Here is a 24,623-nt window from a genome sequence, read left to right as displayed (position 1 = left end):
GTGCCATTCTACGCGCGGGTCGAGGGTGCTCCGAGGGCGTCGCCGTGGCGCTGGGCGAGCTGGGCGACCGCGGCATCGAGCGTCGGATCCTCGCCGCGCGCCAGACCGGCGTACTCGATGTGGAGGCTCTGCCCCTCGGGCCGCACCTTCACCCACAGGCGTCGGCGCGGCACGAAGAGCCCGGCGAGCAGGCCCGCGAACGCGAGGAGCGCGAAGACCAGCACCCACGTGGCTGCGGCATCGCGGTGGATCGACAGCGAGACGTAGCGCTTGACCGAGCCCTCGTACCCCTCGGCGCCCTCGGGCGCGTCGTTCTCGAAGGTGATCGTGCCGAGGCCGTCGGGAAGGTCTGCGGTCTCGCCCGGGGCGAGCTCGATCGACGGGACGTCGGTCTCACCGCCGGTGAGTCGGGTCATGTCGGCCGTGTCGAGCGTATACACCGAGCGCGGGACGCCGTCGTTGATGCCGAGGTCGCCCGAGAAGACGTTGAGCGAGAGCACGGGGTTCACCAGCGCCGGGTACGCCGAGGTGAACGCACCCGACTGGAGAGGAACCTGCGTGGGATAGAAGAACCCGACGAGACCGAGCTGCTCGGCGAGGCCGTCGGGAACCTTGACGACGCCGAGCGAGGTCATGTTCGTGTCCTGCGGCAGGAACGGCACCGATTCCGAGAAGACGACGTCGCCGTCCGCATCGCGGATCGTCATGGTCGGGGCGTAGCCGTTGCCCATGAGGTAGATGCGGTCGCCGGCCATCTCGAGCGGATGATTCACCCGCACCTCGCCGGCGCCGGGCGCCTCACCGGCGTGCTGGGTCGTCAGGTGCGCGACGAAGTCGCCCGCCTGCCCGGCGCCCTGCTCCCCGACCGGCTGGTACGTCACCGAGAACTCGTCGAGCGTGAGCGAGTAGGGCTCGAGCGCCTCTTCGTCGACGAAGCGCCCCGGGTTGAACGACGTGTAGTCCAGCAGCGTGTTGACGAACGTGCGGCCCTCGATGATGACCGTCTGCCCCGTGTAGGTGAAGCCGCCACCGAGACCGACCGCGAGGAGTACGCCCACGAGCGCGGCGTGGAAGACGAGGTTCCCGGTCTCACGCAGGTAGCCGCGCTCGGCCGACACGCTCAGCGCGGCGCCCGTGTCATAGCGCTCGACGCGGTAGCCGGCCTTGCGCAGCTGGAAGGCGGCGAGTTCCACCGCGCCGGAGGCCGCGGTCGCGGCATCCGTCTCGCCGGTGATCTCGACGCTCGTCGCCCGATGCGCATCGAGGCGCGACAGCCGCGCCGGGGTTCGCGGCGGACGCGCGCGCAGGGCCTTGTAGTGGTGCTTCGTGCGCGGGATCACGCACCCGATGAGCGAGATGAACAGCAGCAGGTAGATGGCCGAGAACCACGGCGACGCATAGACGTCGAACATGCTGAACCCGTCGAGGATCGGCGCGAGATCGGGGTTGTCGATGAAGTACTGCGTCACGCCGTTCGGGTCGGCGCCGCGCTGCGGCACGAGCGAGCCCGGCACCGCGGCGATGGCGAGCAGCAGCAGCAGGACCAGAGCGGTGCGCATCGAGGTGAGCTGACGCCACCCCCACCGCAGCCAGCCCACGAAGCCGAGGGCGGGCTGGGTGATCTCGCCGGCGTCGGCGACCGCGTCTGCGTGGTCGGCCGGGCGCAGCGGATCGCCGTCAGAACGGGAGCGGGACACTGGCGAACACCCCCTGCAGCTGAGCCATGATGCGGGTCCAGACGCCGGTCACCATGAGTACTCCGAGCACGATCAGCAGGAGACCGCCGATGAGGTTGACGACGCGGATGTGCCGGCGCACGAACGACACCGAGCGCGTCGCCCAGCCGAAGCCGAGGGTGAGGAGGATGAACGGGATGCCGAGGCCCAGCGAGTACGCGAGACCCAGGGTCGCGGCGCGGGCGGCCGAGCCGGAGTCGAACGCCATCGTGAGGATCACCGCGAGGGTCGGCCCGATGCAGGGCGCCCAGCCGATGCCGAGAGCGATTCCGAGGAGCGGTGCCCCGACGAGGCCGAGGTTGCCGCGCACCTGCGGGCGCGCGATGCGCTGCGCGAGGCCGAACACGCCGATGAAGACGAGGCCCATCGCGATGATCACGACGCCGAGGATGCGGGTGATCAGGTCTGCATACTCGATGAAGAACTGGCCGAGCGTCCCGCCGAGCATCGCGACGCTCACGAACACCAGCGTGAAGCCGGCGATGAAGAGCACGACGCCCAGCAGCAGACGCCCGCGGGTCGGTGCCGCCTCCGCGACATCGGTCGGCGCGGGCGCGGCGGCCCGAGCGGAGTCGGTGATCGCAGCGTCCTGCGCGGACGGCGCTGTTCTCCGGCTCTCGGGGCGTGCCGTCACGGCCCCGCCGATGAATCCGAGGTAGCCGGGGACGAGCGGCAGCACGCACGGCGACAGGAACGAGATCAGGCCCGCGAGGATCGCGATCGGGATCGCGACGAACAGCGAGCCGTCGGCGACGAGCTCCGTCAAACTCACGAGGCCTCCAGCGCGTCGTCGACGATCGTCTCGAGGATCGATTCGTACTCGTCGGTGATGACGCCGATGATGCGGGCCGCGACCCGCCCGTCCTTGTCGAGGACGAGCGTGACCGGCACCGCGTTCAGCGGAGTCTCCCCGGCGAAGGCCAGCTTGATCGAGCCGTCTTCGGTGGCGAGCGCGCTCGGGTATTCGATGTCGTAGGTCTCGGCGAAGGCGCGCGACTGGTCGGCGCCGTCGAAGAGGTTCACGCCGAGGAACGACACGTCCTCACCCTCGTACGACGCCGACATCGCCGCGAGTTCCGGGGCTTCGACGCGGCACGGCGCGCAGGCTGCGTACCAGAAGTTCACGACCAGCACGTCGCCGCGGTAGTCCTCGCTCGTCGCGGTGCCGCCGGTGTCGAGCACGGCTTCGAACTCGATCGGCTCGGTGCGCTCGTCCTCGGGGATCTCCACGACCCGGAACCCGTCGGCTGCGATGAAGCCCTTGTTGTCTCCGGCGCGGTACTGCTCGGCGAGAGGGTCGTTCGAGCATGCGGCGAGACCTACGGCCAGCACGACGGCGACGAGGGCGGATGCCGCGCGGCGCAGGCCGGCGCGGGGCGGGAGAGGCGTCATACGGCGCCCACATCCACGGCGCCCGAGAGGCCCGCAGGCTCGGCGTACGAGACCTCGGTCCACTTCCCGTCGACCATCTCGAAGCTCGTGACACTCGACAGCGCGCAACGGCGTTCGCGCGGATCGTGCCGCAGCGGCTCGCCCGCCACGGCCAGGTGCGTGATCCAGATCGGCAGCTGGTGCGACACGATGACGACGTCGCCGGACTCGGCGGCATTCCACGCCTCGGTCATCGCGGCGTTCATGCGACCGACCACGTCGAGGTACGGCTCGCCCCAGCTGGGCAGTGCGGGCTTGCGCAGGTGCCGCCAGTTCCAGGGATTCAGGAGCGCCCGCACCATCCGCCGACCCTCGAAGACGTTGGTCGGCTCGATGACCCGCTCATCGATCACGGGCTCGATGCCGAAGATCTCGGTGAACGGCTCGGCCGATTCGCGCGTGCGCTGCAGCGGCGAAGAGATCAGTGCGCTGACAGGCCGCGCGAGCGACTGCACGTACTCCGCCGCCTGTCGCGTCATACGACGGCCGTCGACACTCAGACCGAAGCCGGGAAGCCGGCCGTAGAGCACGCGGCCGGGATTGTGGACCTCCCCGTGACGCACGAGATGGAGGCGGTCGGCAGGCACCCGAACAGTCTACGGTGGCCGGATCTGTGGGGCGGCTGAGCGTCAGTCGGCGGAGCTCGAGACGAGCTCCGGCTCGTCGGCCGGGTCTGAGGGGTCGGCCGACCGCGCACGGGAAGCGGCGATGAGCGAGCGCGTGCGCGCGAAGACGAACCAGGCACCCGCGATCAGCACGGCCGCGATCACGGCGTACTGCAGCACATCGACGTACTGCTCCACCACGTGCCACGACTCGCCCAGCAGGAACCCGGCCATCACGAACACCGTGTTCCAGATGAGGCTGCCCGCCGCCGTGAGGAGGGCGAACCGCCACACCGGCATGCGGGTGACGCCCGCCGGAATCGAGATGAGACTGCGGAAGATCGGGATCATGCGCCCGAAGAACACCGCCTTGCCGCCGTGCCGGTGGAACCAGCCGACCGTGCGGTCGATGTCTTCGGGGTGCAGCAGCGGCACGCGCGCGGCGATGCGCCGCAGGCGCTCGACCCCGAGCCACGCGCCGAGACCGTAAAGCAGGAATGCTCCGATGATGGATCCCGCGGTGGTCCACGCGAGCGCCTCGACGAGTGTGAACGAGCCGGTGCTGGCGGCGAGCCCCGCCATCGGCAGGACGACTTCGCTCGGCAACGGCGGGAACAGGTTCTCCAGTGCGATCGCGATGCCGGCGCCGGCGGGGCCGATCACATCCATGAGCGAGACGGACCAGTCGAGGATCGCGCTCAGCCACGAGCCGTCGGTGGTGGGGGAAGCGGTCATCGGGTGTCGACTCCTGTGAACGGGAAGGGCGCTCGGTGATCGGATGCCGCCACCCGGATGGGCACGACATCTCCCACGTTAGGCGAGCCAGATGAACCCTTCCTGGGTGCTGACACCCGGAACCGGATCGGGTTGGGGGATGCCGCGGCGTCGCAGCATCCGCCCCCACGTAGACTGGTCCCTCGTGAGTGAACGCGTTCTGGTATCCCAGCTGAAGTCCCTCGAAGACGGCCCCGTCTCGGTGTCCGGGTGGGTCGAGACCGTCCGAGACCAGAAGAAGGTCCAGTTCGTCATCCTGCGCGACGAGACCGGCGCCGTGCAGCTGGTGAACCCCGCAACGCGTCCGCCGGCCGAAGGCGCCGAGGTCACCGAACCGCAGGACGCCGACGCCCTCGCGCTCACCGAGACCATCTCGGCGCTCGCCACCGGCACGTTCCTGACCGTGCGCGGCGCGCTCAAGCACGACGAGCGTGTGAAGCTCGGCGGCGTCGAGATCAAGATCGGCTCGCTCGAGATCGCCGCCGCAGCGAACCCCGAGACTCCCATCGCAGCCGACTCGAGCCCCGACAAGCGCATGGACTGGCGCTTCCTCGACCTCCGTCAGCGCCGCAACAACCTGATCTTCCGCGTGCAGACGACCTTCGAGCACGCGCTTCGCACCTACTGGATCGAGCGCGACTACATCGAGGTGCACTCACCGAAGCTCATGGCGAGCCCGTCGGAGTCCAACGCCGAGCTCTTCGCGCTCGAGTACTTCAACGACCAGACGGCTTACCTCGCGCAGTCGCCGCAGTTCTTCAAGCAGATGGCGCAGTCGGCCGGCTTCGGCAAGATCTTCGAGATCGCCCCCGCGTTCCGCGCCGACCCCTCGTTCACCTCCCGGCACGCGACCGAGTTCACCTCGATCGACGCCGAGATCAGCTGGGTCGACTCGCACGAAGACGTGGCGCGCATGCAGGAGGAGCTGCTGCAGTTCGCGTTCCAGGCCGTCGCCGACAAGCACGGCGCCGAAGTGCAGGAACTGTTCGGCGTCGAGGTGCAGGTGCCGGCGGTGCCGTTCCCGCGCATCCCGCTCGCCGAGGCGCTCGAGATCGTGAAGGCCCGCGGCTACGAGGTGCCGCGCACCGATGGTGACCTCGACCCCGAGGGCGAGCGCCAGATCGCGGCGCACGTGCTCGAGACCTACGGTCACCAGTTCGTCTTCATCACGGACTACCACCCCGAGATCCGCGCTTTCTACCACATGCGCGACGAGGAGACCGGGCTCACCAAGAGCTACGACCTGCTCTTCAACGGGGTCGAGATCACGACGGGCGCACAGCGCGAGCACCGCGTCGACGTGCTGATCGAGCAGGCCAAGGAGAAGGGGCTCGACCCCGCGCACCTCGACTTCTACCTGGACTTCTTCCGCTTCGGCGCCCCGCCGCACGGCGGGTTCGGCATGGGCCTCGCGCGCGTGCTGATGCTGCTGCTCGGCGAGTCGTCGATCCGCGAGGTCACTTTTCTTTTCAGAGGCCCCACGCGCCTCGCCCCCTGACGCCGCCAGACTTCAGAGATGCACGCTCCGGCGGCCCCGCGGCTACATCTGTGAAGTCTCGCGGGCGTGCGGAACGGATGCCGGTGGGCCTCAGTGCGCGGCGGCCTCGAGGGCGGCGCGCAGACGGTCGGGCGACACGCGCCAGTGCCCGTGCAGGGCGCCGTCGATGAGCACGACCGGGATCTTCTCCCACCACACCGCGTAGAGCGCGGGATCGTCGGCGATCGAGAGCTCCTCGACCGCGACGGCATCTTCAGGGAGGTCGGCGACCACCGTCTCGACGACCTCGCGAGCGACGTCGCACAGGTGGCAGTCGGGCTTGCCGATGAGGGTGAGGGTCGTCACGACGACAGCCTAAGACGGCAGCGGATGCCGCGGCTCATCGCTCGATCGGGTACCCCGCCGCGATCCATTCGTCGGTACCGCCCTCGACGTTCGTCGCGTCGTATCCGCGCGCAGTGAGAACCTCGACGACACGGCCGGAACGGCCCCCCACCTTGCAGATCACGTCGAACGGGCCGTCCGGGAGTTCGTCCAGGTGCTCGCCGATGGTCGACATCGGCAGGTTGACGGCACCGGGGACGCGCCCCGACTCGAACTCGTAGGTCTCGCGCACGTCGATCAGCGGGCGATCGGTGCCGGCCTTGAGCGCGTGGACGTCGATGGACTGCATCGCGGTCTGCTCCTTCGTGATCTCTCGGGGAAAGACACGAAGCGCCCGTCCCAGAGGACAGGCGCTTGGTGTCGGTGCCGCTTTACTTCTTGTTGCGGCGCTGGTGGCGAGTCTTGCGAAGCAGCTTGCGGTGCTTCTTCTTCGCCATGCGCTTGCGGCGCTTCTTGATGACTGAACCCACGGAAAACCTCACAATGTCGGGGTCTGGGCGCAACTCGTGTGCGCCCGGGATCGGGCAGATGCGTAAAAATGCCTCGGGACAGTCTAGCCGACGTCGGCGATAGGCCGTTGCAGGGCGTCGGTGACCGCGGATTCGGGCACACGATAGCTGCGACCGAAGCGCACGGCGGGGAGTTCTCCGGAGTGCACGAGCCGATAGACCGTCATCTTCGAGACGCGCATGAGCTCGGCGACCTCGGCGACGGTGAGGAAGCGCACGTCAGGCAGCTCCGCCATGTCATCCCCTTCCCCAGAAGTGCTGAGCACACTCTAGGGGCATGCGGCAACGCGTGTAAACCGGTGTGGCTGATGTGACCCGTGGGGCCTATGCGCTCTCAGCCCGGCGGACGCTGCCGTGCACGACGCTCGCGCGCTTCGCGCGCCGCCTGACGCTCGACCTTGCGCGCATCCCGCAGCGCCTTCTCGGCATCCCGCACGGCCTTGCGCGCCTCACGGAACTTCTTGTCGTCGGCGATGTCGGCGTCGTCCCTGCCGTGCCACGGCCGCGGCTCGTCGGCACGGCCTGCGGCGAGCGCCGCGAGATACGTCTCGACGCCGTCGAGGCTGCGCGCGACCCCGAACGCGAAGGGGTCGGACTCGTCGAGGAAGACGCCCGCGTCGATCGCTGCGCGGAGGTCGGGGAACTCGTCCCCCGAGATCAGGTGACGGTAGAGCGCGTCCTCGCGCAGCGTGATGTCGGCGTCGCTCTCGCTGTGCTCGCGCGCCACTCGCGCGTACCCGGCGAGCACCGTCCCGGTCCAGCGGGCGTGGCCGGTCACCAGAAGGATCACGGCCAGGCGGTCGTTGTGCGAGAGCGGGGTGTCGGCGAGAGCGGCGAGGCCGGCATCCATCCACGCGGCGCTGTTCGGCGTCGCGGGCGACCCGCTGATGGGCACATCGAGGACCCACGGGTGCCGCAGGTACTGCTGCACCTGTTCGCCGTACAGCGCCTCGAGACGCTCACGCCAACTGCCCACGTGCATACCCTCGGACGGCAGACCGGTCGCCTCTTCCTGCATGAGCAGCACGAGGTCGTCCTTCGCGGTCACGTAGCGGTACAGCGACATCGGAGTGAAGCCGAGGCGAGCGGCCACCGCGGCCATCGACACGGCACCGAGTCCCTCGGCATCGGCGATCTCGACCGCCGCATCGACGATGCGCTCGACGCTCATCTCGCGCTTCGGCCCGCGCTGCGGGTCGGCGGCGATGCCCCACGCGAGCGCCACGCCCCGCGGCAGGTCGGGCTCGACAGCATCGGTCATCGCGCCAGTCTAGGACTGTTTACCGCGTAAACAGTGTGTTACCATCATAAACAGTTTCAGTCGTATACAGAATCTGGAGGATCGCCATGTCCGATCGCCCTGCCCCCGCCATCGAGATCCGGGGACTCTGCAAGACCCTGGGCGGCCACAGCGTGCTGGACGGTCTCGACCTTTCGGTGGAACGCGGAGAGGTCTTCGCTCTTCTCGGACCCAACGGCGCCGGCAAGACGACGACCATCAATGTGCTCACGACCCTCGTGCGGCCCGACTCGGGCAGTGTGTCGGTCGCCGGCGTCGATGTGGTGACGGACCCCGCCTCGGCCAAGCGCCGCATCAGCCTCACCGGCCAGTCGGCCGCCGTCGACGATGTGCTCACCGGCACCGAGAACCTCGTCATGATGGCGAGGCTCTCGGGCCTGTCTCGACGCGCGGCGCGGCTGCGAGCGAACGAGCTCTTGGATCGCTTCGCATTGACGGATGCCGCGACCCGGCGCGTCGGCACCTACTCCGGCGGCATGCGCCGGCGCCTCGACCTCGCGCTGAGCTTCGTGGTGACCCCCGAGGTGCTGTTCCTCGACGAGCCCACCACGGGGCTCGACACCCGCAGCCGCCGCGAGCTCTGGGATGTGATCCGCTCGCTCGCGGCAGCAGGGACGACGGTGTTCCTCACGACCCAGTACCTCGAAGAGGCCGACCAGCTCGCCGACCGCATCGCCGTCCTGCACGGTGGCCGCATCGTGGCGACCGGCACCCCGGCCGAGCTCAAGGCCCGCGTCGGCGGCGACACCGTCGAGCTCCACGACATGCGCGGCGACCTCGTCCGCGAAGAGCCCACCGACGGAACGGTGTCGGGCCTCCGGCGCGCCCTCGACGTGCTCGACGAATCCGGCGCCGAAGGCATCGTCACCCTGCGGCGGCCGTCGCTGGACGACGTCTTCCTCGCCCTCACCTCGTCAGACCCCCGCCCTGCCGACACGCGGGGCGCGGCATCCCTCCAGGAGATCGCATGACCACGCTCACCGCGCCCGCACCCCGCCCCCGCATCTCGGGGCTCACCGCCGAGGCCGTCTTCGTCGGACGGAGCCTGCGGCACTCCCTCCGCGACGGCGAATCGCTCCTCATGGCGATCCTGCTGCCGGTGATGCTCATGCTGGTGTTCACGTTCGTCTTCGGCGGCGCGCTCGACCCGTCGGGCGGCTACGTCGACTACGTCGTCCCGGGCATCATCCTCACGTGCGCAGGCTTCGGCGCCGCCTCGACGGCGGTGTACGTCGCCACCGACATGAAGGCCGGCATCATCGACCGGTTCCGCACGATGCCGCTGCGCGCAAGTGCCGTGCTCACCGGGCATGTCGTGGCGAGCCTGCTGCGCAACCTGCTGGCGACCGGTGTCGTCATCGGCGTCGCACTGCTCGTGGGCTTCCGCCCCACCGCCGACCTCGGGGGGTGGCTCGGCGCGATCGGAATGATCGCCGCGTGGATCCTCGCGATCACGTACCTGTTCGCCGCGATCGGACTCGCCTCGGGGAGCCCCGAGGCCGCGAACGGCTACGGGTTCATCATCCTGTTCCTCCCCTACCTCTCGAGCGCCTTCGTGCCGGTCTCGACGATGCCGGAGTGGCTGCAGTGGGTTGCCGACCACCAGCCGGTGACGCCGATCATCGAGACGATCCGCGGGCTCCTCATGGGCACGCCGATGGACGGCGCGCCGTGGTGGGCGCTCGGCTGGTGCGCCGCGATCCTCGTCATCTCGTATGCGTGGGGCGCGTGGCTCTTCCGCCGCAGCGGCCGCCGCTGAAGCGACGCCGGGGTTCGGCTCAGCGCCCGGGCAGCTTCTTGAGCGCGTTCTCGAGCGCGTGCTTGGCCGAGGCTGCGGCGCGTCCGACCACCTCGGCGGCGTGCGCGGCCTGCTCGGGGAGCATCGAGACGCCGACGAGGTCGGCGTCGGCATCCTCGCCGAGGAATGGGACCAGCCAGTCGTCGACCTCGTCGAGGGGTGCCGACGAGAGGCTGTAGTAGCGGTGCTGCCCCTCTTCACGGACCGTCACGAGGTGCGCTTCGCGCAGCACCTTCAGGTGCTTGGACACCGTCGGCTGGCTCGCACCGAGCTCGTGGACGATATGCGAGACGCTCGTCCCTCGTTCACCGGCGGTCGCGCGATCGAGAAGGATGCGCAGGATGTCGCGACGCGTGCCGTCCGCGATCACGTCGAAGATGTCCGCCATGTGCTCAGATTAGTCGTGCGGATCCCGGAGTACCATGACGGGAGTCTCGAGTCGAAGGGGGCGACGCATGGCGACTGACCCTGCAGGGTCTCTCGCGCGACGCGCTCGGTCGGCGCTCAAGTCCTGGTGGGACGTCCTGCGAAACCTGACGACATCCTCGCCCGCCCGCTTCGCGGTCATCGTCTTCGTCTCGCTGATCCTCCTGTTCACCGCGCTGCTGTCGCTGCCGGCGGCAGCCACCGACGGCCGTCGCCTGCCGCTGGCCGATGCCCTCTTCACCGCCGTCTCGACGATCTGCGTCACCGGCCTCTCGACCGTCGACATCGCCTCGACGTTCTCGCCGCTCGGCAAGACCATCATCTTCGTCGGCGTCAACATCGGCGGAATGGGCGTGCTGACCCTCGCCTCGATCCTCGGCCTCGTCATCTCGAAGCGACTGGGCCTGCGCGCGAAGCTCATCGCGGCGAGCGACACGAACCCGCTGCGCTCGCACGGCGGACCGGTCAACGAGGGCCAGACCGTGCGCCTCGGCGAGGTCGGCCAGCTGCTGCGCACCGTGGCCCTCTCGACCCTCCTCATCGAGGGCGTGGTCGCGGTGGCCCTGTATCCCCTGCTGGTGATGGCCGAGATCCGTCCCCTCGAAGCCCTGTGGGAGGCGCCGTTCTACGCAGCGATGTCGTTCACCAACACCGGCTTCACCCCGAATCCCGGCGGTCTCGAGCCGTTCGCCGACGACTACCTGCTGCTGACGGTGCTGATGGTCTCGGTCTTCCTCGGCAGCATCGGCTTCCCGGTCATCTATGCGCTGTGGAAGCACCTCTGGCACGTGCGCCGCTGGACGCTGCACACCAAGCTCACCCTCATCACCACCATCGCGCTGTTCTTCGCCGGCGCCGCGGCGTTCTTGATCCTGGAGTACAACAACCCCAAGACCTTCGGATCCATGGATGCGTGGGACACCACGTTCCAGGCCTTCTTCCTCTCGGCGATGACGCGCTCCGGCGGCTTCAGCGTGGTCGATGTGGGCGAGCTCTACGGCTCGTCGCTCGTGGTCGGATCGATGCTCATGTTCGTGGGCGGCGGTTCGGCATCCACCGCTGGTGGCATCAAGGTGACGACCCTCGCGGTGCTCGCCCTCGCCGTCATCTCCGAGGCGAAGGGCCGTCAGTCCGTCGAAGCCTTCGGCCGCCGGATCCCGAGCGACGTTCAGCGCGTCGCGCTGTCGGTCGTCGCGTGGGGCGCGACGATCGTGGCGCTGTCGACGATCGTGATCGCCCAGATGAGCCAGGCGCCCGTCTCGGACGTGCTCTTCGACGTGATCTCGGCGTTCGGCACGGTGGGCCTGTCGACCGGCCTCACTGCGGAACTGGCCGACCCCGCCGTCTACGTCATGGCGCTGACGATCTTCATGGGCCGCATTGGTACAGTGACACTCGCCGCGGCCGTGGCCGCGACATCCCGTTCGCAGCTCTACTCGCTGCCCGTGGAAAGGCCGATCGTTGGTTGAACGGATCCGGAGCGACGCTCCCGTCCTCGTGATCGGGCTCGGGCGCTTCGGCGCGGCGTGCGCGGGTGAACTCGACCGCCTCGAGCGCGAGGTGCTCGCGATCGACGAGAGCCTGGACCTCGTCCAGAAGTGGTCAGAGCGTGTGACCCACACGGTGCAGGCCGACGCGAAGAACATCGACGCACTCAAGCAGGTCGGCGCGCAGGACTTCCAGGTCGCCGTCGTGGCGGTCGGCTCGTCGATCGAGGCGTCGGTGCTCATCACCGCGAACCTCGTCGACCTCAAGGTTCCCCAGATCTGGGCGAAGGCCGTGTCGCAGTCGCACGGCAAGATCCTCGCGCGGGTCGGCGCGAACCACGTGATCTACCCCGAGCGCGAGGCCGGCGAGCGCGTGGCGCACCTCGTGAGCGGACGGATGCTGGACTTCATCCGCTTCGACGACGACTTCGTCCTCGCCAAGATGTACCCGCCGAAGTTCATCCGCGGAGTCGGCCTGAACGAATCGGGCGTCCGTACGAAGTACAACGTGACGGTGGTCGGGGTGAAGAGCCCGGGGAAGCCCTTCCGCTACGCCGAAGCCAACACGATCGTCACCAACCACGACCTGATCATCGTGTCGGGAACGAACTCCGACATCGAGCGCTTCGCGGCCCTCGACCGCTGACGCGGGATTTCGCCGTTCGTCCGCGCATGGTTGCGTGCTTGCGAATGTGAGCGATAACATCGCCTTCGACCCACCCCAGACGCCGTCTCCGTCGACGGCCATCGAAGGATGTGCAATGAAGCAGACCATCGTCAGACGCACGACCGCGGGAGTCACCGCGATCATCCTCGGGCTCACCGGAGCGCTCGTAGCCGCTCCCCCGGCCCTCGCGGACTCCCACCTCGTGGCGCACTACCCGCTCACCGAGACGACCGGCACGATCGCCGTCGACGCCTCGGGATCGGGACGCGACGCCGCCTACGTGGGCGGCCCGTCGCTGACCGGCGGCGAGGGGGTGCGCCTGGATGGCACCGACGATCACGTCAAGCTGCCGAACAACATCCTGGCGGGGCTCACCTCCATCACGATCAGCGCCGACGTGCTCATCCGCGCGTCGCAAGCGACGCCGTACTTCATCTACGGCCTGGGCAACACCGACACCGCGGGCGTGGGCAACGGCTACCTCTTCTCGAGCGGCAACGCCTACCGCACGTCGATCGCGTCGGGCAACTGGTCGACCGAGCAGACCACCAACAGCGGGGCGAACCTCGCTCGCGACGTCTGGAAGACGATCACCTACACGCTGGACGACGCCACCAACACCGCCCGGGTGTACCTCGACGGCGTGCAGGTGGGCGTGAACACCAACGTCACCCTCACCCCCGGCTCCATCGGCGGCGGGGTGACGACCGCGAACTACCTCGGCCGCTCGGTCTACAACGCCGACCGGACGCTCGCCGGCAGCCTCCGCGACGTGCGGATCTACGACACGGCGCTCCCGGCTGCCGATGTCGCTGCGCTCGCCCCCACCGACGCGACGAGGGTGCAGCGCGACGCCGCAGCCCTGTCGCTGGGCGACCTATCGGCCGTGACCGGCAACCTTGCACTTCCCGCCACGGCGCCCAACGGCTCGACCGCGACGTGGGCTTCGAGCGCGCCCGGGCTGATCTCGGCCACCGGCGTCGTCACGCGGCCGGCCGCCGGCCAGCCCGCGGCGACGGTCACGCTGACCGCCACCCTGACCCGAGGCACGGCCAGCGACACGCGCGCCTTCACTGCCACTGTGCTGCCGCTTCCCGGCGGCGAGACGCTCGCGCAGGCCGACCTCGATGCGATCGTCATCCCGAACGCGGGCGACATCCGCGGCAACATCACGCTCCCGTCCGTCGGGTCGCTCAACGGCAGCGCAATCCTCTGGTCCTCGGCGCCGACCGGGATCGTCTCGACGACTGCGCAGAACGGCAAGGCTGCCGGCGTGGTCACCCGCGGGGCGTCCGACGCCACCGTGACGCTCACCGCGACGGTGCCGGGGACGCCGGCGACGCGTCAGCTCACCGTCACCGTCAAGGCGGTGCCCGCCGATCTCGACACCGACTACACCGCCGGCTACCTCTGGACCCACTTCGAGGCGCAGGGAGGCTACGAGAAGATCTTCTTCGGGCACAGCGACGACGGCCTCCACTGGTCGAAGCTCAACGACAACTCGCCGATCCTCGCGAACCTCGGCGGCGACCTGGGCGTCCGCGACCCGCACCTGGTCCGCGCCCCGGAGGGCGACAAGTACTGGGTCATCGGCACCGACCTGCACGCCGAAGGCGGCGGCCCCGGCGGATCGGGCTGGGATCAGCTCAACGCCAGCCAGAACATCGTGGTGTGGGAGTCGACCGACCTCGTCACCTGGAGCGACCAGCGGATCGTGTTCGCCGGCTTCGACTTCGCCGGCAACGTCTGGGCACCCGAGGCGACGTACAACGAAGAGACCGGCGAGTACTACGTGTACTGGTCGGCCCGCGACCAGCGCGAGAACGAGACGCCGGACTGGGCGCTGCGGGTGTACCTCACCAAGACCCGCGACTTCGTGACGTTCACCGAGCCCGAGGTCTGGGCGTCGCTGAACGCACAGGGCGACGGACAGACCGGGCCCAACATCATCGACTCGAGCATCGCGAAGGAGGGCGACACCTACTACCGCTTCTCGACGTCGGACTGGAACACGATCATCGACACCGCCCCCAGCCTCGACGGCCCCTGGACGACGGTGGTCGGGCGTGACCAGGCTGCCTCGTTCGGTCTCCGGGCGCGGATGGAGGGCCACACGGTCTACCGGCTGCCCGACGGTCGCTGGGCCGTGATGGGTGACGACGGCGGCTACTACGGCCACATCGCCGACACCCTGGCAGAGCTCGACTTCACCCAGCTCACGGTCGGCGCCGGCGCCGAGCAGTACTCGTTCGAGCAGCGCTTCCGGCACGGCTCGGTGCTGCGCCTGTCTGCTGCCGAGGAGGAGCGCCTGCTCGAGGCCTACGGCGACGAACCTGTCGACCCGGAGGAGCCGGAGGAGCCGCAGGTCGGCCCGATCGCGGAGTACACCTTCGACGACGGCACCCTCGCGGACGCGGTCGGAGATGCCGACCTCACCGCGTTCGGCACCGCGGCCGTCGCTGAGGAGGCCACGCAGGGCGATGCCCTCCGCCTCACCGGCGCGGCGAACGGCTACGCCGGATTCCCGACCGGGTTCTTCGACGGCCGGAGCACGATGACGGTGTCGATGGATGTGAAGTCCGAGCGCACGAGCGGCAACTTCTTCACGTTCACCTTCGGACGCGACACCACCGACTACTACTTCTTCCGCGTCCGCGGCGGTGACGTGCGCAGTGCGATCACAGCGGCCTCGTGGCAGAGCGAATCGGCGGTGACCACGACGGTCGCCTCGGGCGAGTGGCACCGGTACGACGTCGTCTTCGAGGGCACGAAGATGACGCTGTACGTGGACGGTGTGAAGGCGGGCGAGAACGCGGCGCTCAGCACGAGCGTGGGCGAGCTGGGCGACGACCTTCTCGGCTACCTCGGGCGCTCGTTCTACTCCGGCGACGCGTTCTTCCAGGGCTGGTACGACAACGTGCGGGTCTACAACCGGGCGTTGTCGCAGACCGAGATCCTCGCGAACGCGGGCGTCGAGGACCAGCTGCTCGATGTCTCGCTCGCCGATCCCGAGGCCCTCAAGATCGCGCCCATCGTGGACGCCGACGCCCACAGCGTCGTGCTCCCGGTCGTGAAGGGCACCGACGTGAGCGCGCTCGCACCGACGTTCGCCACCGTCGAGGGCGCCACCGTGTCGCCGGCCAGCGGCACGGTCGTCGATCTCACCTCGCCCGTCGAGTACGCGCTGACGACGCCGTCCGGCGACGTCGTCACCTGGACGATCGAGGCCCGTGTGGTGAACAGCCCGGTGCTGCCGGGCCTGTACGCCGACCCGAACATCGCGGTGTTCGGCGACACGTACTACATCTACGCGACGACCGACGGCTTCCCCGGCTGGGGCGGCAAGGAGTTCTACGTGTGGAAGTCGAAGAACCTCGTCGACTGGGAGCGCTCGGAGGGGCCGTTCCTCACGCTCGACGGCGCCAACGGCAACGTGCCGTGGGCGACCGGGAACGCGTGGGCGCCGACCATCATCGAGCGGGACGGGAAGTACTACTTCTACTTCTCGGGTCACAACCCGACCCACAACCGCAAGACGATCGGCGTCGCCGTGGCTGACAGCCCGGAGGGTCCCTTCATCGCCCAGCCCACCGCGATGATCCTCAACAACGAGGAGGTCACATCGGGTCAGGCCATCGATCCGGCGGCGTTCCACGACCCGGTGAGCGGCAAGTGGTACCTCGGGTGGGGCAACGGCGGCAACGCCGCCGTGCTGGCAGAGCTCAGCGACGACATGGTCTCGCTCAAGGCCGGGACATACCAGCGGATCAACGGGCTGACGAACTTCCGCGAGGGCGTGTTCTTCAACTACCGCGAGGGGATCTACCACCTCACCTACGCGATCGACGACACCGGATCGGAGAACTACCGCGTCGGCTACGCGACGGCGACGAGCATGAACGGGCCGTGGACCTACCGCGGCGTCATCCTGGAGAAGGACCTGTCGCTCGGGATCAAGGGCCCCGGCCACAGCTCGATCATCAACGTGCCCGGAACCGATGACTGGTACATCGCGTACCACCGGTTCGCGATCCCGGACGGCAACGGCACGAACCGCGAGACGACGATCGACCGGCTCGAGTTCGGGGATGACGGGTTCATCAAGCCCGTCATCCCGACGCTGGAGAGCGTGGCACCCCAGGAGGTGCCGGCGGCAGGACCCGACATCGCGGTGGTCGCGAGCACCCGCTGCGTCGCGGGCAAGGTCGTCCTCACGGTGCAGACCGAGAACCGCGAAGACACCTCCGTCGCCCTGCGGATCGCGACGCCGTACGGTGCGAAGACCGTCGCGGCGCTCCTTCCCGGCAAGTCGACCTCGGCGGCGTTCACGACACGCGTCGCGGCGATCGCCGGCGGGTCTGTCACCGTCGCGGCCGACGCCACCGTGGGCGGAGAACTCGTCACCACCGAGGTCGAGACGGCGTACGACGCGCGAACGTGCGGCTGACCCTGCGTTGAAAGAGGCCCCCGGCGATCCGCCGGGGGCCTCACTCGCTCTGACCGCGTGCCGTGCCCGTCAGCGCAGCTGCGCGAAGGCCTCGACCTTGTCGGTGGGGCCGACGATGAGGATCTTGTCACCTTCGGCGAGCACGGTCTGGTTGTCGGCGTTCTGCCACACCTCGTCGCCCGGCTTGAACGCGGTCACCGTCACGCCGTGGGTCTTGCGGAGGGTCGTCGCGCCGAGCGCGACGCCGCGGATGAGCGACGGTGCCGCCACCTTCGCGAGTGCGTAGCCGCGGTCGATCTCGAGATAGTCCATGGCGGCACCGCGCACGAGGTGCGCCACGCGGCGCCCCATGTCCTTCTCGGGGAAGATCACGTGGTGCACGCCCAGCTGCTCGAGGATGCGGCCGTGCTGCTCGCTCACGGCCTTCGCCCACACCACCGGGACCTTCAGCTGCAGCAGCAGCGCCGAGGTGAGGATCGACGCCTGCACGTCGTCGCCGATCGCCACCACGACACGATCGAACTGGTCGACGGCGAGCTGGCGCAGCGCCTCCTCCTTGGTGGAGTCGGCCCGCACCACCTGCGTCAGGATGCCGTTGTAGGACTGCACGATCTCTTCGGAGCTGTCGATGCCGAGCACCTCGGTGCCCGAGGCCATCAGCTCTTCGGCCAGCGAGCTGCCGAAGCGGCCGAGACCGATGACGGCGACCGAGTCCGCCTCGGCGATGCGTCGGGAATCATCCCCGAACAGGGCGAATCTAGCCAATGGCGGGCCTCTCCTTCGGGTATTCGTACAGGATGCGGCGGTCGCGGAGTGCGAGCGCCGAGCCGAGTGTCAGCGGGCCGATCCGGCCGAGGAACATGAGCACGACGAGGATCACCTCCGCCGCCGGCGGCAGGTCGTAGGTGATCCCGGTCGACAGGCCCACCGTGCCGAACGCCGAGACCGCCTCGAAGAGCACGCGGTCGAAGGCGAGTCCGGTCACGAGCATGAGGCCGATCACGGAGGTCATGACCGCTGCGATCGCCATGAGCACGACCGCGATCGCCTGCCGGTGCACGGCGCGCGAGAGACGCTTGCCGAAGATGTTGACAGCCCCTTCGCCGCGCAGCTCTGTCATGAGGATGAAGAAGAGCACCGCGAACGTCGTCACCTTGATGCCACCGGCGGTGCCCGCAGGTCCCCCGCCGATGAACATCAGCACGTCCATCCCCACCCACGTCTCGTCGTGCATGAGGCCGATGTCGACCGAGTTGAACCCGGCGGTGCGGGTCTGCACGGAGTGGAAGAACCCGATGAGGATGCGCTCCGCCGGAGCGTAGGCGCCGAGGGTCGCCGGGTTCGACCACTCGAGCACCGTGATGTAGACCGTGCCGAGGATGAGGAGGAGGACCGATGCCCACAGCACGATCCGTGTGTTCATGTTCCACCGCAGCGGGCGCCGCAGTTCGCGGCGCAGCTGCATCAGCACGGGGAATCCCAGTCCGCCGAGGATGATCGCGGCGCAGATCGGCAGGCAGATGAAGGGGTCGGCCGCGAACCCGATGAGGTTGTCGCTGTAGAGGGCGAAACCCGCGTTGTTGAACGACGAGACCGAGTGGAACAGCCCGTGCCACGCGGCCTTGCCGATGTCGTACCCGTAGCCGAGCGCGAATCGCGGGAAGAGGAAGACGAAGGTGGCCCCTTCGATCGCGAGGGAGGTGAGCAGGATGCCGCGCAGCGCCGTCCGGGCATCGTGTGGCGTGACCGCATCGCTCTCGGCGGCCGCGTTCAACCGCGATCGCACACTGAGCCGCCGCACGAGGACGAGGCCGATGAGGGTCGCGAACACCATGATTCCGAGACCGCCGACCTGGATGAGCAGCATGATGACGACCAGCCCGAACGGGCTCCACTGGGTCGCGGTGTCGACAGAGGTGAGCCCCGTCACGCACACCGCCGACGTCGCCGTGAACAGCGCGTCGTAGAAGTCGGTGCTCTTCCCGTCTGCCCATGAGATGGGGAGGGCGAGAAGGGTGGTTCCGGCGAAGATCGCAGCGGCGAACCCCAGCACGACGGCCTGAGCGGGGTGAAGCCGGAGTGCGCGGCGCCACCGCGCGCCCGCGGCGACGCGTGTGAGCACGATCGAGAACTCTACGCCTCTCCGGCGCGCGCGCAAGTCCCCGGCGTTTCAGCCGCCGGCGGCGAGTTCTTTCGCGCGCGCGAGGGCGGCATCCGTCGCCTCGGCGAACACCTCGTCGAGGTGCGCCGTCTGCAGCACCGCAATCGCGCGCTCGGTCGTGCCCTTGGGGCTCGTGACGCGGCGGCGCAGCTCGGCCGGATCCACGTCGGATGCCGCCAGCAGCGCGGCCGCGCCGATGAAGGTCTGCTCGGCCATGAGTCGGGCCTCGGGCTCTGTGAAGCCCTTGCCGACCGCGGCTTTCGTGAACTCCTCGACGAGGAGGAAGAAGTAGGCGGGGCCTGAGCCCGAGATCGTCGACAGCGCGTCGATCTGGGACTCCGGCACCTCGATCACGACGCCGCACGTCTCGAAGAGTCGCCGCACCACCGCGACGTGCTCGGCGGTCGCGGTCGACCCCGCCGCGAGCCCGGTCACCGCCTTTCCGACGACCGCGGGGGTGTTCGGCATCGAGCGCAGCACGGGGATGCCGTGCCCGAGGATCCCCTCGAAGGTCGAGAGCGTGACACCCGCGGCGAGACTCACCACCACAGTGCCGGGGCGGAGGTGCGGGGCGATCTCGCGCAGCAGGTCGGGCACCATCGCGGGCTTGACCCCGACGAGCACGATGTCGGCGGCCGCCGCCGCGGCCGCATTGCCGTCAGCATCGCGCTCGAGGGCGATGCTGGTGACGCCGGCGAGGTCAGCGAGCGCATCGGCCTTCGCCGCCGTGCGGTTGGTGACGGTGACCTCGGGTGCCGCACCCGAGGCGACGAGCCCCTGCAGGATCGCGCCTCCCATCGAACCTGCTCCGACGATGGCGATGGGCGGGAGAGCGGCGACAGTCATCCCGTCATCCTAGTCATGCATAAGTGCGCCTTGACTTATATAAGCTGATGCTGAATCATGTCAGCATGCACGCACTCGACATCCTCGGAGATCCGGTCCGCCGCCGGATCCTCGAGCTGCTCGCACTCGGCGAGCTGTCGGCCGGCGAGATCGGCGAGAGCGTCCAGCGAGAGTTCGGCATCTCGCAGCCCGCAGTGTCGCAGCACCTGAGGGTGCTTCGAGAGGCGGGATTCGCCACCGTGCGACCCGAGGGCGCACGTCGCGTCTACGCGGTCGAGGCGGCACCGCTCGAGGCGGCGGCGGCATGGTTCGATCCGTTCCGCCGGTTCTGGCAGCCGCACCTCGACGCGCTCGGCACCGAACTCGCGCGCGGACGCCGCCAGAAGCGGCTCGCCGCTGCGGAACCGGCGGCGGACCCCGAAACCCCCGATCCCGAGACCCCCGAACCAGAGGAGAAATGACATGGTCGATGTCCAGGCCCAGATAGCAGCGGTGTCGCGCGACGTGCGCGACGGTGTGACCGACGGCGCGCCGTCCTACGTCCAGACGCTGAGCCAGGTCTACCCCAGCCCGATCGACGACGTGTGGGACGCCGTGACGACCCTCGAGCGGATTCCGCGCTGGTTCACGCCGATCACCGGCGATCTGCGGCTCGGCGGCCGCTACCAACTCGAGCACAACGCCGGCGGAGAGGTGCTCGAGTGCGCTCCCCCGGCGGATGGCGACGCGCACTACCGCGTGACGTGGGAGTACGGCGGCGGTGTGACCTGGCTGGTCGTGCGACTCGCTGCGACCAGCCCGGACACCACCCGCGTCGAGCTCGAGCACACGTCGAAGACCGCCGACATCCCGCCGGGCTTCTGGGAGCAGTTCGGGCCCGGAGCCACCGGCGTCGGCTGGGACGGCGGCATGCTGGGGCTCAGCCTGCACCTCACGGGCGGCAGCGAGGTGAACCCCGAGAACGCCGAGGCATGGGCCTTCACCGAAGAGGGGCGAGCCTTCTACCGTGCCGCCGCGGACGCCTGGCGCGCAGCCCACGTCGCGCACGGCGCGGATCCGGATGCCGCCACGCGCGCGGCCGACGCGACCTACGGGTTCTACACCGGGCAGACGCCGTGACCTGAAAGCTCGTTCACACCTCGTTCGGCCGGGTCTACACTCGAGGATGCGGGGGCGCAGAAGCCCTCGCGACGACTGCGGAGGAACCCGGAATGACCCTCTTCGACGGCATCACGTCCCGTGTGATCGAGACGCCGCGCCTGGCTGTGAACATCCTCGAACGCGCCGGCGACGACGCCGCGACTCCCTCCGAGCGAACCGTCGTCCTCATCCACGGCAACATCTCGTCGGCGGTGTTCTGGCAGGAGATCATGCAGGACCTGCCGAGCGACCTGCGCTTGGTGGCGATCGACCTGCGGGGGTACGGCGGCACCGAGCACGCGCCGATCGACGCGACCCGCGGAGTGCGCGACTTCAGCGACGACGTCTATGCCACCCTCGACGCCCTCGGGATTCCGACCGCGCACCTGGTGGGATGGTCGTTGGGCGGCAGCGTCGTGATGCAGTACGCACTGGACCACCCCGTGCTGAGCCTCACGCTGGAGGCGCCGGTCTCGCCGTACGGGTTCGGCGGCACGCGGCGCGACGGGACGCGGCTCACCGACGACGACGCCGGCTGCGGTGGAGGCGCCGGCAACCCCGATTTCGTGCAGCGACTGACCGACAACGACTCCGGCGACGAGGCTCCGACGTCGCCTCGCAGCGTCTTCCGTGCGCAGTACGTCGCCTCGGGCTACCGCAGCGACCACGAGGATGTCTGGGTCGAATCGATGCTGGCGACGTCGACGGCGACCGGCAACTACCCCGGGGACTCCGTCGCGAGTGAGAACTGGCCCGGCTTCGCCGCCGGCACGATCGGCGTGCTCAACACCCTGGCGCCGCGATATCACGACCTCTCGTCCATCGTCGATCTCGCCGAGAAGCCTCCGATCGTGTGGATCCGCGGCACGGTCGATGCGATCGTCTCGGACGCCTCGTTCTACGACCTCAACCATCTGGGCGCCCTCGGTATCGTTCCCGGGTGGCCCGGCGCCGAAGTCGCGCCGCCGCAGGAGATGATCTCGCAGACCCGCGACGTGCTCGGCCGGTACGCCGACGCCGGCGGCGCGGTGAGCGAGATCGCCCTGGAGGGCGTCGGCCACACGCCCCACCTCGAGCGCCCGGCCGAGTTCCGGCACGCCCTGCTCACCGTGATCGGATACGTGGGCACCCCGGCGTACCCGTCACCGCCGACCGAGGCGATCATCATCCGATCGGCGGACTGACGCCGCCGCATCCGTAGACTCGTCGCCATGAGTGCATCCGGTGGCGGCAAGGCGATCATCGCGGCGTTCCTCGCGAACATGGGCATCGCCCTCGCGAAGTTCGTCGCGTGGTTCATCTCGGGTTCGGCGTCGATGCTCGCCGAGGCGATCCACTCACTCGCAGACTCCGGCAATCAGCTGCTGCTCCTGCGCGGCGGTCGCAAGGCGCGTCGCACGGCAGATTCGGAGCACCCCTTCGGCTACGGCCGCGAGCGCTACGTGTACGCGTTCGTCGTCTCGATCATCCTGTTCTCGGTCGGCGGCCTGTTCTCGATCTACGAGGGCATCGACAAGCTCACCCACCCGCACGAACTCACGAACGCGTGGGTGCCGATCATCGTCCTCGTGATCGCCATCGGCCTCGAGTCGTTCTCGCTGCGCACGGCGATCAAGGAGAGCAACCTCGTCCGCGGCAAGGGCCAGTCGTGGGTCTCGTTCGTGCGTCACGCCAAGGCGCCCGAGCTGCCCGTCGTGCTGCTCGAAGACATCGCCGCACTCACCGGGCTCGCGTTCGCGCTCGTCGCCGTGAGCCTGACGGCCATCACCGGCAACCCGCTGTTCGACGCCATCGGCACCCTCATGATCGGAACGCTCCTCATCCTCGTGGCGATCACGCTGGGCATCGAGACGAAGAGCCTGCTCGTCGGCGAGGGGGCGACGGATGCCGACCACGACCGCATCGTCGACGCCATCGTCGGCGGACCCGAGGTCGAGAAGCTCATCCATATCAAGACCCTCTACCTCGGCCCCGACGAGCTGCTCGTCGCAGCCAAGCTCGGCTTCGCCGCCGACACAACGCTGGCGCACGTCGCCGGCGACATCGACCGCATCGAGGAGCGCGTCCGTCAGGCCGTGCCGGCCGCGCGCGTCATCTACTTCGAGCCCGACATCTACCGCCCGGGCGACGACCCGACCCCGCCGACGTCGGACTTCGTGATCAAGTCCGCGGACTGACCGGTGCCGTGCTGATCCGCTAGGACGGCAGTCCGCGACGGCGGATGAGCCACTCCGCGACGACCAGGTTCGGCAGCCAGCACAGGAATGGCACCGCGGCGTACGCGTTCGCGAACGCGGCGTCGAATTCGAACGGCGCGCCGACCGCGAGGGGTGCCAGCAGCAGGAGCGGCAGCCAGATCCGCAACGTGACGCCCGCATAGGTGAGTGCGTAGTTGCGGATCATCCACGCCTGATGAGACGGCACATCGCGCCGACGGATCGCGCGGTACGCGCGCCACCCCGTGACCAGCCACAGCACCGCGAGCGTGCCGAACCCGAAGAACCCCACGTACCCGGCCGGGCTCGACGGCGCGATGATGAGACCGGCGATGGCGCCGATCGCGACAGCCCCGAGATACACGCGACCGAGGATCCGGTGAACACGTGGTGCGCGGGCGCGCAGTCCGCGCCAGAACTGCAGCGGTCCGACCACGAGGGCGATCGCGCCGCCCACGATGTGCACGTAGAGCGCAGCCTGGATGACCGGGTGCGTTGCGGCGTAGGTGGGGGCGAGTCCGACTTCGGCGTCGGCGAGGTCGCGCAGCGATGCGGTGAAGTACGGCGCGGCCGAGAACGCGACGATGGCGACGGCGGTGAGGAGCACCACGGTCCAGCCGACGCGCGAGCGGACCGGCGTCGGGGCGGTGCGGACGGGTTCGATGAGGCGAGTCACGCCTGTCACGGTAGGGGCGAGCTCGACGCCGGCGGCAGGGCGCGGGCCCCCCGTTCGTACGGGGGCAGACCCCCGTGTCCGAGGTCAGCGCCGGGAGTTGAAGAAGGTGCGCAGCAGAGCCGATGCCTCGTCGGCGCGCACGCCTGCGACGACCTCGGCACGCTGCGGCAGACGCCGGTCACGCACGACGTCGTACACCGATCCCACGGCCCCGGCCTTGTCGTCCCACGCACCGAAGACGAGCCGCGAGACGTGCGCCTGCAGGATCGCCCCCGCGCACATCACGCACGGCTCGAGCGTCACGACCAGCGTGCATCCCTCGAGGTTCCACGAGCCGACGGATGCCGCAGCTTCGCGCATCGCGACGATCTCGGCGTGCGCTGTGGGGTCGTGCGTGACTTCGCGGAGGTTGCGTCCCGTGCCGATCACCGCACCCGCGGCATCCGTCACCACCGCGCCGACCGGAACGTCGCCCGCCTCCCCTGCATCGCGGGCGAGGCCGAGGGCGCGGTCCATCGCCGC

General features: G+C 69.2%; 26 protein-coding genes. 10 read left to right on the top strand and 16 right to left on the bottom strand.

What is annotated here, in order from left to right:
• Nucleotides 1–8: 8 nt before the first annotated feature.
• From FFS15_RS00620 to FFS15_RS00600, 5 genes are read right to left on the bottom strand one after another with little or no spacing between them, the layout of a single operon-like run.
• Nucleotides 9–1,697 carry a cytochrome c biogenesis protein ResB gene (locus tag FFS15_RS00620; RefSeq protein ID WP_137843071.1) on the bottom strand — a complete coding sequence of 563 codons (1,689 nt, stop codon included), beginning with the start codon at nt 1,695–1,697 and terminating at the stop codon, nt 9–11.
• The gene (locus tag FFS15_RS00615; RefSeq protein WP_137843070.1) at nt 1,678–2,508 is read right to left on the bottom strand and encodes a cytochrome c biogenesis protein CcdA; all 831 of its coding nucleotides are present in this window, start codon (nt 2,506–2,508) and stop codon (nt 1,678–1,680) included. The genes FFS15_RS00620 and FFS15_RS00615 overlap by 20 nt, the downstream gene beginning before the upstream one ends.
• A complete protein-coding gene (locus FFS15_RS00610; RefSeq protein ID WP_137843069.1) occupies nt 2,505–3,128 on the bottom strand; it encodes a TlpA disulfide reductase family protein in 624 nt (207 codons plus the stop codon). The genes FFS15_RS00615 and FFS15_RS00610 overlap by 4 nt, the downstream gene beginning before the upstream one ends.
• Nucleotides 3,125–3,754: a histidine phosphatase family protein gene (locus FFS15_RS00605; protein WP_137843068.1), complete on the bottom strand. Its 630-nt coding sequence runs from the start codon at nt 3,752–3,754 to the stop codon at nt 3,125–3,127. The genes FFS15_RS00610 and FFS15_RS00605 overlap by 4 nt, the downstream gene beginning before the upstream one ends.
• A gap of 42 nt (nt 3,755–3,796) precedes the next feature.
• Nucleotides 3,797–4,507, bottom strand: coding sequence for a DedA family protein (locus FFS15_RS00600; protein ID WP_137843067.1), 711 nt, complete (start codon nt 4,505–4,507; stop codon nt 3,797–3,799).
• 184 nt (nt 4,508–4,691) lie between these two features.
• Here FFS15_RS00600 and aspS point away from each other — a divergent pair, with 184 nt between their 5' ends.
• Entirely contained in the window at nt 4,692–6,044 is a 1,353-nt protein-coding gene (gene aspS / locus FFS15_RS00595; RefSeq protein ID WP_137843066.1) for an aspartate--tRNA(Asn) ligase, read from the top strand.
• A 90-nt stretch (nt 6,045–6,134) separates the two neighbouring features.
• Here aspS and FFS15_RS00590 read toward each other — a convergent pair whose 3' ends face one another.
• The 5 genes from FFS15_RS00590 to FFS15_RS00570 form a co-directional block, all read right to left on the bottom strand.
• A complete protein-coding gene (locus tag FFS15_RS00590; protein WP_137843065.1) occupies nt 6,135–6,389 on the bottom strand; it encodes a glutaredoxin family protein in 255 nt (84 codons plus the stop codon).
• 34 nt (nt 6,390–6,423) lie between these two features.
• A complete protein-coding gene (locus FFS15_RS00585) occupies nt 6,424–6,717 on the bottom strand; it encodes a rhodanese-like domain-containing protein (RefSeq protein WP_137843064.1) in 294 nt (97 codons plus the stop codon).
• A gap of 82 nt (nt 6,718–6,799) precedes the next feature.
• Nucleotides 6,800–6,898 (bottom strand): AURKAIP1/COX24 domain-containing protein, encoded by a 99-nt coding sequence (locus FFS15_RS00580; RefSeq protein ID WP_003792170.1) that lies wholly within the window; start codon nt 6,896–6,898, stop codon nt 6,800–6,802.
• Between the two features lie 83 nt (nt 6,899–6,981).
• Nucleotides 6,982–7,173, bottom strand: coding sequence for a helix-turn-helix domain-containing protein (locus FFS15_RS00575; RefSeq protein WP_137843063.1), 192 nt, complete (start codon nt 7,171–7,173; stop codon nt 6,982–6,984).
• Between the two features lie 98 nt (nt 7,174–7,271).
• Nucleotides 7,272–8,198: a TetR/AcrR family transcriptional regulator gene (locus tag FFS15_RS00570; RefSeq protein ID WP_137843062.1), complete on the bottom strand. Its 927-nt coding sequence runs from the start codon at nt 8,196–8,198 to the stop codon at nt 7,272–7,274.
• 86 nt (nt 8,199–8,284) lie between these two features.
• Here FFS15_RS00570 and FFS15_RS00565 point away from each other — a divergent pair, with 86 nt between their 5' ends.
• Nucleotides 8,285–9,208 carry an ATP-binding cassette domain-containing protein gene (locus tag FFS15_RS00565; protein ID WP_137843061.1) on the top strand — a complete coding sequence of 308 codons (924 nt, stop codon included), beginning with the start codon at nt 8,285–8,287 and terminating at the stop codon, nt 9,206–9,208.
• Nucleotides 9,205–9,996, top strand: a complete 792-nt coding sequence (locus FFS15_RS00560; protein WP_137843060.1) for an ABC transporter permease — start codon at nt 9,205–9,207, stop codon at nt 9,994–9,996. Before FFS15_RS00565 ends, FFS15_RS00560 begins: the two co-directional genes overlap by 4 nt.
• Before the next feature lie 19 nt (nt 9,997–10,015).
• Here the strand turns inward: FFS15_RS00560 and FFS15_RS00555 are convergent, their stop codons facing one another.
• Nucleotides 10,016–10,423, bottom strand: a complete 408-nt coding sequence (locus FFS15_RS00555; protein WP_137843059.1) for a metalloregulator ArsR/SmtB family transcription factor — start codon at nt 10,421–10,423, stop codon at nt 10,016–10,018.
• A gap of 67 nt (nt 10,424–10,490) precedes the next feature.
• Here FFS15_RS00555 and FFS15_RS00550 point away from each other — a divergent pair, with 67 nt between their 5' ends.
• The 3 genes from FFS15_RS00550 (at nt 10,491) to FFS15_RS00540 (ending at nt 17,062) form a co-directional block, all read left to right on the top strand.
• Nucleotides 10,491–11,930, top strand: coding sequence for a potassium transporter TrkG (locus FFS15_RS00550; RefSeq protein ID WP_137843058.1), 1,440 nt, complete (start codon nt 10,491–10,493; stop codon nt 11,928–11,930).
• Nucleotides 11,923–12,594, top strand: coding sequence for a TrkA family potassium uptake protein (locus tag FFS15_RS00545; protein ID WP_137843057.1), 672 nt, complete (start codon nt 11,923–11,925; stop codon nt 12,592–12,594). The genes FFS15_RS00550 and FFS15_RS00545 overlap by 8 nt, the downstream gene beginning before the upstream one ends.
• A gap of 115 nt (nt 12,595–12,709) precedes the next feature.
• A complete protein-coding gene (locus tag FFS15_RS00540) occupies nt 12,710–17,062 on the top strand; it encodes a family 43 glycosylhydrolase (RefSeq protein WP_137843056.1) in 4,353 nt (1,450 codons plus the stop codon).
• 69 nt (nt 17,063–17,131) lie between these two features.
• Here the strand turns inward: FFS15_RS00540 and FFS15_RS00535 are convergent, their stop codons facing one another.
• The 3 genes from FFS15_RS00535 to proC are packed head-to-tail and all read right to left on the bottom strand — an operon-like array spanning nt 17,132 to nt 20,069.
• A complete protein-coding gene (locus FFS15_RS00535) occupies nt 17,132–17,827 on the bottom strand; it encodes a TrkA family potassium uptake protein (protein WP_171013026.1) in 696 nt (231 codons plus the stop codon).
• The gene (locus tag FFS15_RS00530) at nt 17,820–19,184 is read right to left on the bottom strand and encodes a potassium transporter TrkG (protein WP_137843055.1); all 1,365 of its coding nucleotides are present in this window, start codon (nt 19,182–19,184) and stop codon (nt 17,820–17,822) included. The genes FFS15_RS00535 and FFS15_RS00530 overlap by 8 nt, the downstream gene beginning before the upstream one ends.
• 48 nt (nt 19,185–19,232) lie before the next feature.
• The gene (gene proC / locus FFS15_RS00525; RefSeq protein ID WP_137843054.1) at nt 19,233–20,069 is read right to left on the bottom strand and encodes a pyrroline-5-carboxylate reductase; all 837 of its coding nucleotides are present in this window, start codon (nt 20,067–20,069) and stop codon (nt 19,233–19,235) included.
• Between the two features lie 65 nt (nt 20,070–20,134).
• Between proC and FFS15_RS00520 the strand changes: the two genes are divergently transcribed.
• The 4 genes from FFS15_RS00520 to FFS15_RS00505 all read left to right on the top strand — a co-directional run bounded on the left by FFS15_RS00520 (nt 20,135) and on the right by FFS15_RS00505 (nt 23,386).
• Nucleotides 20,135–20,530 (top strand): metalloregulator ArsR/SmtB family transcription factor, encoded by a 396-nt coding sequence (locus tag FFS15_RS00520; protein WP_137843053.1) that lies wholly within the window; start codon nt 20,135–20,137, stop codon nt 20,528–20,530.
• 1 nt (nt 20,531) lies between these two features.
• On the top strand, nt 20,532–21,188 hold the full coding sequence (locus tag FFS15_RS00515; protein WP_137843052.1) for an SRPBCC domain-containing protein: 657 nt from the start codon (nt 20,532–20,534) through the stop codon (nt 21,186–21,188).
• A gap of 92 nt (nt 21,189–21,280) precedes the next feature.
• Entirely contained in the window at nt 21,281–22,393 is a 1,113-nt protein-coding gene (locus FFS15_RS00510; RefSeq protein WP_137843051.1) for an alpha/beta hydrolase, read from the top strand.
• Nucleotides 22,394–22,420: 27 nt separating this feature from the next.
• Nucleotides 22,421–23,386: a cation diffusion facilitator family transporter gene (locus FFS15_RS00505; protein ID WP_137843050.1), complete on the top strand. Its 966-nt coding sequence runs from the start codon at nt 22,421–22,423 to the stop codon at nt 23,384–23,386.
• Between the two features lie 19 nt (nt 23,387–23,405).
• Here the strand turns inward: FFS15_RS00505 and FFS15_RS00500 are convergent, their stop codons facing one another.
• Together FFS15_RS00500 and FFS15_RS00495 are read right to left on the bottom strand one after the other, a co-directional pair.
• A complete protein-coding gene (locus FFS15_RS00500; protein ID WP_137843049.1) occupies nt 23,406–24,101 on the bottom strand; it encodes a DUF2306 domain-containing protein in 696 nt (231 codons plus the stop codon).
• 84 nt (nt 24,102–24,185) lie between these two features.
• Complete coding sequence (locus FFS15_RS00495; protein ID WP_137843381.1) at nt 24,186–24,617, bottom strand: nucleoside deaminase; 432 nt, start codon at nt 24,615–24,617, stop codon at nt 24,186–24,188.
• Between the last annotated feature and the right edge of the window lie 6 nt (nt 24,618–24,623).

The organism is Microbacterium sp. 2FI (genome assembly GCF_005502885.1).
Taxonomy (GTDB): Bacteria; Actinomycetota; Actinomycetes; order Actinomycetales; family Microbacteriaceae; genus Microbacterium.
Note: the sequence above shows the minus strand (reverse complement) of the source record. Positions and strands in the feature narration are given on the sequence as shown.